The organism is Poseidonibacter sp., assembly GCF_041821165.1.
GTDB lineage: Bacteria > Campylobacterota > Campylobacteria > Campylobacterales > Arcobacteraceae > Poseidonibacter.
The window spans coordinates 1-10209 of record NZ_JBGUES010000076.1; the positions used below are offsets into that span (position 1 = coordinate 1).

The 10209-nt window shown below is 27.0% G+C and carries 8 protein-coding genes and 1 tRNA gene; all 9 read right to left on the reverse strand.

The window, feature by feature from the left end; all coding sequences use genetic code 11:
- Nucleotides 1–1236: tRNA (N(6)-L-threonylcarbamoyladenosine(37)-C(2))-methylthiotransferase MtaB (gene mtaB, locus ACERKK_RS07395; RefSeq protein WP_373772440.1), on the reverse strand; the 1236-nt coding region annotated here is incomplete at its 3' end.
- Nucleotides 1237–1251: 15 nt separating this feature from the next.
- On the reverse strand, nucleotides 1252–2976 hold the full coding sequence (locus ACERKK_RS07400) for a mechanosensitive ion channel domain-containing protein (RefSeq protein ID WP_373772441.1): 1725 nt from the start codon (nucleotides 2974–2976) through the stop codon (nucleotides 1252–1254).
- Complete coding sequence (gene aroB, locus ACERKK_RS07405; protein ID WP_373772442.1) at nucleotides 2970–4010, reverse strand: 3-dehydroquinate synthase; 1041 nt, start codon at nucleotides 4008–4010, stop codon at nucleotides 2970–2972. The genes ACERKK_RS07400 and aroB overlap by 7 nt, the downstream gene beginning before the upstream one ends.
- 157 nt (nucleotides 4011–4167) lie before the next feature.
- Complete coding sequence (locus ACERKK_RS07410; RefSeq protein WP_373772443.1) at nucleotides 4168–4578, reverse strand: transcriptional regulator; 411 nt, start codon at nucleotides 4576–4578, stop codon at nucleotides 4168–4170.
- Between the two features lie 341 nt (nucleotides 4579–4919).
- Nucleotides 4920–4995 (reverse strand) — tRNA-Glu (locus tag ACERKK_RS07415).
- A 90-nt stretch (nucleotides 4996–5085) separates the two neighbouring features.
- Nucleotides 5086–5529: a Sua5/YciO/YrdC/YwlC family protein gene (locus ACERKK_RS07420; RefSeq protein WP_373772444.1), complete on the reverse strand. Its 444-nt coding sequence runs from the start codon at nucleotides 5527–5529 to the stop codon at nucleotides 5086–5088.
- Between the two features lie 6 nt (nucleotides 5530–5535).
- The gene (carB, locus tag ACERKK_RS07425) at nucleotides 5536–8778 is read right to left on the reverse strand and encodes a carbamoyl-phosphate synthase large subunit (RefSeq protein WP_373772445.1); all 3243 of its coding nucleotides are present in this window, start codon (nucleotides 8776–8778) and stop codon (nucleotides 5536–5538) included.
- Between the two features lie 170 nt (nucleotides 8779–8948).
- Entirely contained in the window at nucleotides 8949–9629 is a 681-nt protein-coding gene (locus ACERKK_RS07430; RefSeq protein ID WP_373772446.1) for a ThiF family adenylyltransferase, read from the reverse strand.
- A gap of 180 nt (nucleotides 9630–9809) precedes the next feature.
- Nucleotides 9810–10209 (reverse strand): hypothetical protein (locus ACERKK_RS07435; RefSeq protein ID WP_373772447.1); only part of this gene is annotated, 400 nt, incomplete at its 5' end.

Here is a 10209-nt window from a genome sequence, read left to right on the forward strand (position 1 = left end):
TCTTTCATAGTTATCAATTGTAATCCAATCACCAACTAAATCAACTGGTGATTCAACTTCTATTTGATTAAAAAATTGGTCAAGACCAATATATTTACCATTTTTTTCTTGTTCTATTAATACTTCTAAAGTTTTATTATTCTCTTTTCTAAAATTATAGTTTTTCTCTTCAATAATTTTAGTTAATTCGTTATAACGTAATTTAGCAATATCCCCTTTTATTTCAGGTTTCATAGTAGCACTTGGTGTTCCATCTCTTTTAGAGTATGTAAATGCATGAACATGAGTTAAAGGAAATCTATGTAAATTTTGTATTGCTTCTTGCCAAATTGCATCAGTTTCACCAGGATGACCTACAATAAAATCTGTTCCTAAAGCATAACCATTATCTTTTAAAAACTCAAATAATTCTAAATCATCTAATACTTTATTTCTTCTATTCATTAACTTTAACATATCTTTTGAAGTATGCTGTAATGCAATATGAAGATGTTTTGCCATAAATGGTTCATTTACTAATTCTTTAAATTCATCATCAATTTGAATAGGTTCTATACTTCCCATTCTAATTCTTCTAACACCTTTTATTTTAGACATTTTTTTAAGAAGTTTTGCTAATGAAGTATGCTGTTTTTTACCATAAGAACCTACATTTGTTCCTGTTAAAATAAATTCTCCAAAACCATTTGAAGCTAAAGTTTCAACTTGTTCTAAGATTTTATCTTCACTATAAGATCTTGCATCACCTCTTACATGAGGGATAATACAATAAGAACATCTAAAATCACATCCTTCTTGAACTTTAATAAATGCCCTACTTTTTCCAACAAACTCTTCAACAATAGTATTATCAAGATGTTCTAAATCACCAGCTTGAAAAAATCTTTCTTCTTGTTGTAAAAGTTCATTAATTTTTTCTTTTTCAGAATGTCCAAAAAGAGCATCTACTTTTTCTTCTTTAAATAAACTCTCACCCTTAGTCCAAACTCCACAACCTGTAAAGATAACTCTTGGATCTTTAGGAAGTTTTTTTAAACTATTAATATAACCTCTTGCTGTACTATCAGCACCATTTGTAACTGTACATGAGTTAATAACTACAACATCTGCACTTTTTTCATCTTGAGTAATATCAAAATCTTTTAAATTACTCATCATAACTTGTGTATCAAAAACATTTGTTCTACATCCAAATGTTTTGAAATATACTTTTTGCTTATCTTTTGAAAAATTCATTTACTTTCTTTAACCTTATATATCTTCTAACTCTGCTGGTTTTGCTCTAGGACCTGTTGAAGGACCATAATGATTATCAGTTTTGTTCATATTAATTTGTTGAGTTGGGTATGCAATATGAATATCATCTTCTTTCATAAATGCATCTAAAATCTCTGGACTCATTGTACTTCTTAATTGAAGTGCTGCATATGAGTTTGTTAAATACCATCCTGAAATTACAATTCCATATGATTCAACAAAAGTAAATACTCTAGGTTCAACTCCTGTTGCTCTTAATTGGTATTTACTTCTCATTTTACTTAATTGTTTTCTAGTTATATCTGTATAACCTTTTGAATAATGTTTTAAAATATCTCTTGAAATCTTTTGTGCTTTTTTATAATTTGAATCATAAGTAATTACAATATCAATTCCATCCCATACCGTTCTTAAACCAGAATGTGTATAGTTAGCAATCATTTCAGAAAAAATATAGTTATTTGGAATAAAGAAAATTCTACCTGTTCTTCTATTTACAGTATAAGAAGTTAAAGTAATATCTTCTCTAATTGTAATTTTAAATAATGAAATATCTAAAACATCACCAACTGCTTCAAGACCATTTCTTGTTACTTTGATTCTATCACCTACTTGTATTGAACCAGAAGTTACAATAACCATCCATCCAAAAATAGACATAAACCAATCTTTAAGTGCAATAGCAATACCCGCTGATGCAAACCCTAGAATTGTTACTAAGTAAGAAACATTATCAATATATGAAAATAGTAAAATTATAATGATTAAAAACACAACTGTAAAGTTAATAATTTTATTAATCATATAATAGTTTTCATTTTGTGAAAAATATTTTTTTAGTGCTAATTTAACTAAAAATGATAAAAATGATAAGATAAAAATTATTGAAATAATAATTAGAATCTTTTGAATTTGCTCTGATATTTGATTTTGAATTTCTAAAATAACTTGTTCTATTTTTCTTGTATAAACTTCTTCAGTAGTTGATACAATTTCTAAAACCATGTTAAAATCTTTTTTCTCTTTATCTAAAAAAGTGATTCTTTCTTTATATTCATCTTTTTGTTCAAGATTAAAAAGTTCTAAATATACAAATAGCTCTTCATCAAGTTTACTTGTTAATTCACTAATATTACTCTCTAATTCTTTAAATTGCTTTTTATTATCTTCAAGTTTTTTAATATGAGATAAGGCATTTATAATTCCAAAAGGATTTGTAATATTTTCATATTTTTCAATTTCAGGAGGATTAATTAGTCCACCAATTGGAGAACCTTTATACTCAGCAATTAATTCTAACTCGTTTTCTTTTACTCTTATTTTATTGTGTAATTGATATGTTTGCTCTTCTGAAATTTCTCTATTTTTCTTTAGACTTCTTTTTAAAAGTGCTAATTCTGTTGAAATTTTTCTATATGAAACATAGTTTGAATATCTTTTTAATAAAATATTGTTTTTAAATTCCAAATTAGATTTTTTGATTTTTTCTTTTAAAATATTAATATGAGCTAAATGTTGCATATTTAGCTCTTTTTGTTGTTGCTCTTCAAGCTCTTTTTGTTTTTTCTCTTCAAGCTCTTTTTGTTCAATATCAAGTTTTTCTTGAATTATTTGTTCTTGAATTTGTTTTACTGTTGTATTAGCTTCATTTTGAGCAACAGGCTCATTTGCAAAAACAAAAGTTGCTAAGAATAAAGTTGCTAAGAATTTATTTAACAAGAGAAACCTTTTAAAACTTCAATAACTTCATCTTTACTAACTTCATTTGTGATTAAACAGTCACCTATTCCACGAGGAAGAATAAATTTAATTTTATTATCTAAAGATTTTTTATCTAAGAAAAAATGCTCATAAAAATCTTCAACATCTTTAATAGTATAAGAAGTTGGAATATTATATTTTTCTAATAAGTTTTTAACTCTTAAAGCTTCATCTTCATTCATTAGATTTAATTTAACAGCTAAGGCATTTGCCATAACCATTCCAATTCCTACAGCTTCACCATGTAAAAAAGTATCATAATTAGTTTCATTTTCAATAACATGCCCAAAAGTATGCCCATAATTTAAAGCAGCTCTTATTCCATGCTCTTTTTCATCTTGTGAAACTACGTATGCTTTTGTTTGAACTGATTTTAAAATTGCAGTTTTTATATGTTCTTTATCATTTAAATCATTTTGTTCTAACCATTCAAAGAAATCTTTATTAAAAGTAACTGCCATTTTTACAATTTCAGCAATACCTGCACCAAATTCTCTTTTTGGTAAAGTATCTAAAAAAGTTGGATCAATATAAACTGCATTTGGTTGATGAAATGCACCAACTAAATTTTTTCCAAATTTATTATTTATTCCTGTTTTTCCACCAACACTTGCATCTACTTGTGATAAAAGTGTTGTAGGTATTTGAATAAAATCAATACCTCTTTGGTAAATTGATGATGCAAATCCAGTCATATCACCAATTACTCCACCTCCAAAAGCTACAAGTAAAGATTTTCTATCTAATCTTTGTTTAAAACAGTGTTCTAATATATCTTCGATTGTTTTTAGATGTTTATACTCTTCTCCATCAGGAATAGTACAAACAGTAAGCTCTTTTGCTTTAAGTCTATTTTTTAAGTAATCTAAGTGGAAACCACTTACAGTAGGGTTTGTAACAATTACAACTTTTGTATCAAAATATAAATCATTTAATTTATCTATAAAAATTTCATAAGAATTGTTGTGTGGTAAATCAATATTAACAGTCATTTTAGCTATCCAAATTATTTAGTATAAGTCACTCATTTTAGCTAAAAAAATATTGAAAAATACTTAGAAATATATAAAACTTGTATATTTAAAATTCTTATGAAAATCACCCTATATTTAATAATAAATTAGTAAATAATCTAGGTGATTTTCAGTGTTAGTTTAGAGAATATCCAAGATTTGAATGATTCTTAATTAATTCATAATATGTTTTATCTCTAATGTTTTTTATCATATTTCTTAGAGTATAAATAGACATATTTTTACCTTTCCAAACAATATTATGTATAGTATTTGAATCAACTATATTATTTCTATTTTCTAATAATAATATAAATAAATTCTTTTCTGTTTTTGTAAGGTTAACTTCTTCTTTTCTATCATTATAAAGTTTTGTTGTATGTCTATTATAATAGAATCCATTACTAAAATTTACTGTTTTTGTTATTTCATTTTTAATTAATTTTGTTACATACTGATCTACCGATAAATTTAATTTATCTGATATCTCAACTAAAGCATCTTTTGTCTCATCGTCAATCTTTACTGTTAGTTCTACATCTTTCATAATTTATCCTTTCATAATCTCTTTGTATAATTATAACATAATATATATAGTTATTAAGAATAAAAAAATGAATTAAATTGTAAAAATTACATAAATTCAATATCAAAAAATTGATTTTATTTAAATACAAAATTATTTTTTCTTATTTTAGGATAATAAGCCCATGATAAAAGTTGGAAAAAAATTATTAATTTTAATGATAAATTTAAATTTTAATCACTTTAATTTCATATTTTATTATATATTTGAGTTTTTACTAGAAGATAATTTGATAAAAGTAAAGAATAAATAGAATTTATTTTTAAATTGCTTATATTTAATAGAAAATTCTTTGAGTATTTTGGCGACCCCAGCAAGATTCGAACTTGCGTCATTAGGAGGAAATCCTAAGGTCCTTGGCCGCTAGACGACGGGGTCATGAATAAGATTTGAATTATAATCAAACTATTATTGATTTACTCTTAAGAATATTGAAAAAAGCCCTATAATTCAAGTTTTTTAGAAGTTTTATCTAATTTTGATACTTTTATTTTTTGATAGTTTGTAAATTGATGAAGATATATTTTCACTAAAACCATTTTTTTCATTTACAATAATATTAGAATTTTTTATTGAAAAATCATAATCAAACTTATTACCAGTTAAATTGGCAGATGTTGAGTATAAAATATTAAATTTACATATAAAATCATAAAATGATGAGCTTTTAGGAATAACCCTAAATGACTTCAAATTTGGATATATAAAAGTAGTTTTAGAAGCTCTTCTAACTCTTTTTCTAAAGTTTTTAGGAACTCTTGTATATTTATTTAAAGTCTTAAAAGAATCAACTGTATTTAGAGTTTTTTTAGATTTAGGTCTTTGTTTTACCTCTGCTAGTTTCTCATCACTTGATGATGAGAAACCAACTGTAGTATCTGTTTGAACAAGATACACTAAAGAAGAGTTCATTGATTATTAGTCGTTTAAGAACTCTTGAATAGATTTTACACCTAATCCATCTTTTTTCTTTAATACTTTCATTGCTTCAACACAAGCTAAAGAACCAGCTGCTGTTGTAACATAAGGTACATTCATTTTAAGAACAGATCTTCTAATATTTTTACCATCTTCTTTAGATGATTCTTTTCCATCAGAAGTATTAATAGCTAAAGCAATATCACCATTTGCAAGTAAATCTGTAATATTTGGTCTACCTTCAGAAATTTTAAGAACTTTTTCACAATCAATTCCAGCATCAGCAATTGATTTATGAGTACCACCTGTTGCAATACAAGTAAATCCTTGATCAACTAAACCTTTTGCAATAACTGGTGCGAATTCTTTATCTAAATCACATAATGAAATAAATACTTTTCCTTCAGTTGGTAAATCATTTTTAGCAGCACTTTGTGCTTTTGCAAAAGACTCACCAAAGTTATCAGAAATACCCATAACTTCACCAGTTGATTTCATTTCAGGAGTTAAAATCATATCAGAACCACTTAATTTATTAAATGGGAAAACCGCTTCTTTTACAGCAACGTGATTTCTTAAAATTGGTTTTAATACACCATTTCCTTCCCAAACAAGGTCAAAGTTATAAGATGATAATGCATCTCTTAGGCTTTCTCCCCACATAACTCTAGTTGCAACTTTTGCTAAAGGCATTCCTGTTGCTTTTGAAACAAATGGAACAGTTCTAGAAGCTCTTGGGTTTACTTCAATTAAGTAAATCTCACCTTTATGAATTGCATATTGAACATTCATTAAACCAATAACACCTAAATTTAATGCCATTGTTTTTGTTTTTGTTTCTAATTCTTTGATTAAATCATCAGAAATTGAAATTGGAGGTAAAGAACAAGCACTATCACCTGAGTGAATACCAGCTTCTTCAATATGTTGCATAATTCCACCAATATAAACTTCTTTTCCATCACAAATACAATCAACATCAAGTTCAACTGCTCTATCTAAGAATTTGTCAATTAATACAGGAGCATCATTTGATACAGATACTGCTTCATCCATATATTGTTTTAATTCATCAGTTGAATAAACAATTCTCATTCCTCTTCCACCAAGTACAAAAGAAGGTCTTACTAATACTGGGTATCCAATTTTTTCTGCAATTTCAATAGCTTCATTTACTTCAACAGCAGTTCCGTTTTCAGGTTGTAATAGTCCAGCATCTTCAACAAATTTAGAGAATTTTTTTCTATCTTCTGCTAAATCAATAACTTCAGCAGTAGTTCCAATAATTTTTGCACCAACAGCTGTTAAAGCATTTGCTAATTTTAATGGAGTTTGTCCACCAAAATGTACAATAACACCATCTGGATTTTCTGTTTCAATTACAGATCTTACATGCTCAAAATCAATTGGTTCAAAGTATAAAATATCAGAAGTATCATAGTCAGTTGATACAGTTTCTGGATTACAGTTATACATAATTGTTTTTACACCCATTTCATTTAATGCAAATGATGCATGTACACAACAATAATCAAACTCAATACCTTGTCCAATTCTATTAGGACCTCCACCAATAATTAAAACTTTTTTCTCATCACTTTGAGGTTTTTCAACTTTTGGTAATTTTGTAATATTAGTAGTTGAGTAAAGGTATGGTGTTAATGCTTTAAATTCAGCTGCACAAGTATCAACTTCATTATATTCAAAATTAACATCTAATGCTTTTCTTGCATTGTATACATCTTCTTCAGTTTTACCAATTAATCTTGCAATCATAATATCAGAGAAACCATTTGTTTTAGCAGTTCTCATAGCTAATTCATCTGTTAAAATTGATTCATTAATTGAAGTTTCTAAGTTATAGATTTCTCTAAATTTAGTTAAGAACCATGGATCAATAGCACAAAGGTCAAAAATTTCTTCATTTGTAAGACCTTGTCTCATACCATCCATTAAGTATAATAATCTAGAGTCATTTGGTCTTCTAATCTCTTTTTTGATTTTTTCCATATCAGTACAAATTGAATCAAAACCAACAAGACCAGTTTCAAGTGAACATAATGCTTTTTGAATTGATTCATTAAATGTTCTACCCATAGACATAACTTCACCAACAGATTTCATTGCAGTTGTTAAAGTAGAATCAGCTTTAGGGAATTTTTCAAAAGTAAATCTTGGAATCTTAGTAACAATATAATCAATAACTGGCTCAAACGATGCAGTTGTACCTGTAATATCATTTTCAATTTCATCTAATGTAAATCCAACAGCAAGAAGTGTTGCAACTTTTGCAATAGGATAACCAGTTGCTTTTGATGCAAGTGCAGAAGATCTAGAAACTCTTGGATTCATTTCAATAACAATCATTCTTCCAGTTTTAGGACAAATTGAAAATTGTACGTTAGATCCACCAGTATCAACACCAATTTCTCTAAGAATTGCAAAAGATGCATTTCTCATATCTTGGTACTCTTTATCAGTTAAAGTAAGTGCAGGAGCAATAGTAACACTATCACCTGTATGTACACCCATTGGGTCTAAGTTTTCAATTGAACATACGATGATACAGTTATCTTTTCTATCTCTAATAACTTCCATCTCATACTCTTTCCAACCAAGCATAGATTCCATAATTTCAATTTCATTAATAGGAGAAGCTTCAATACCTGCTTCTGCAAGAGCTTTGAACTCCTCCATATTATATGCAACACCAGAACCACCACCTGCAAGAGTAAATGAAGCTCTACTAATTACTGGGAAACCGATTTCTTTTGCAACTTTGATTGCTTCTTCTACAGAATAAGCATTTGCACTTTTTGGTAAATCCATACCAATTTTAATCATTGCTTCATTAAAAAGATGTCTATCTTCACCTTTTTTAATTGCATCAGGATGAGCTCCAAGGAATAAAACACCTTCTAACATCCCTTTATCATACATTGAAGTTGCAACATTAAGTGCTGTTTGCCCACCCATAGTTGGTAAAATAGCATCAATATTTTCTTTTTCAATTATTTTAGCAACAACTTCTTCTGTAATTGGTTCAATATAAGTTTTATCAGCAAACTCTGGATCTGTCATGATCGTAGCTGGATTTGAATTAATTAAAACAACTCTATATCCTAATTCTTTAAGCGTTTTTGTAGCTTGAGTACCTGAGTAATCAAACTCACATGCTTGACCAATAACAATTGGTCCAGAACCGATAAGTAAAATAGACTTTATATCTTCTCTTTTTGGCATAAAAATTCCCCACATATATTTTTATAAATTTGCAGATTTTATCCTAAAAGTGCTTAAATTTTGGTTATATAAACTTGAGATTAAAAGATGATTAAATAGTAAGGTAAAATATTTTTAATTAGTATTGTTATTTTGAAAGTATTTAAAACAAGGGCTAAAAACCCTTAATTTTAAGAAGTTGGAAGATTAAATCTTTTTGTATCTAAAACACCTTCATTATCAAATGCTAGATAATATAAAATATCTTTTTTAACAGGTAAACCAGTTAAATATCTAATTGCAAGATTTGCTTGAAGTGAACCTATATGCATAACAATTGGACAAGCTATTCCATTTGGTTTTCTATCATTTATTTGAAATACTGCTTCATAAGATGCTTTTTCAAAGAAACACACTTGTCCATGGAACTCTTCTACTGAACCATAAATCCATGGTTGTTTTTTGCTTATACAGTATTCATTTATAGCAGCTCTTGTTGGTAAGTTATCAGTTGCATCAATAATTAAATCAAATTCTAAATCTCTTTTTGTAAAATCATCAAAAGATTCGTTATAAGCTGTTACTTTAGTATATGGACATCTAGCTTGAATTAATTCTTTTAAAACTTCACACTTAGCTTTTCCATCATCCCCTACTTTAAAACCAATTTGTCTATGAATATTATGAACACCTACCTCATCAAAATCAACAAATGCAAACTCTCCAATTCCTGAAGCTCCTAATGCAATAGCAAGAGTACATCCAAGACCACCACTTCCTATAATTGCTACTTTTTTATCTTGTAATGAATCTTGAGTTTCTTCACCCCAAAGTTTTATTTGTCTATTAAAAAATTCGTGTATTTCGCTCATATTTTAATCCTTAGTATTTAAGTATAGTTTATTTATATTATTTTATCTTGTAATAATAGCAGATTTAATTTAAATTTCTATGATTGGAATCAATATTTAAAATACATCACTATTGATCTTTTTTTCTCTATAAAAAAGTACTGCATGTAATTTCTCTACATAGTGTGTAGAGTTTTATATTTAATTATATTCAGGCTTTTCTTCTGCCACCATTAGATTATCATCATTTTGTTCAAGTATATAATCTGTATTATTTGATCTTAAATCTTTTTTATCAATACGCTCTATTAGTTTTATTACACTTATAACTTCATTTTGTTCATCTTCATCTAATAATTCATACATGTCTGATATTATATGATTATCATTACTTAAGTAGTCATTTATACTTTTAATAGATTTTTCTATATTTAAATATTGTTTTCCAAATACTATATTTTTAACTTTATTCATTACTTCAATTTGTTTTGTATTATATGTATTTTGTGATATAAAATTATCTAATATAGAGTTTGCTAATTCTTTTGAAGAAGTGTTTATTATCTCTTTTATAAGAGTATCAAAATCATTATTTTCATTT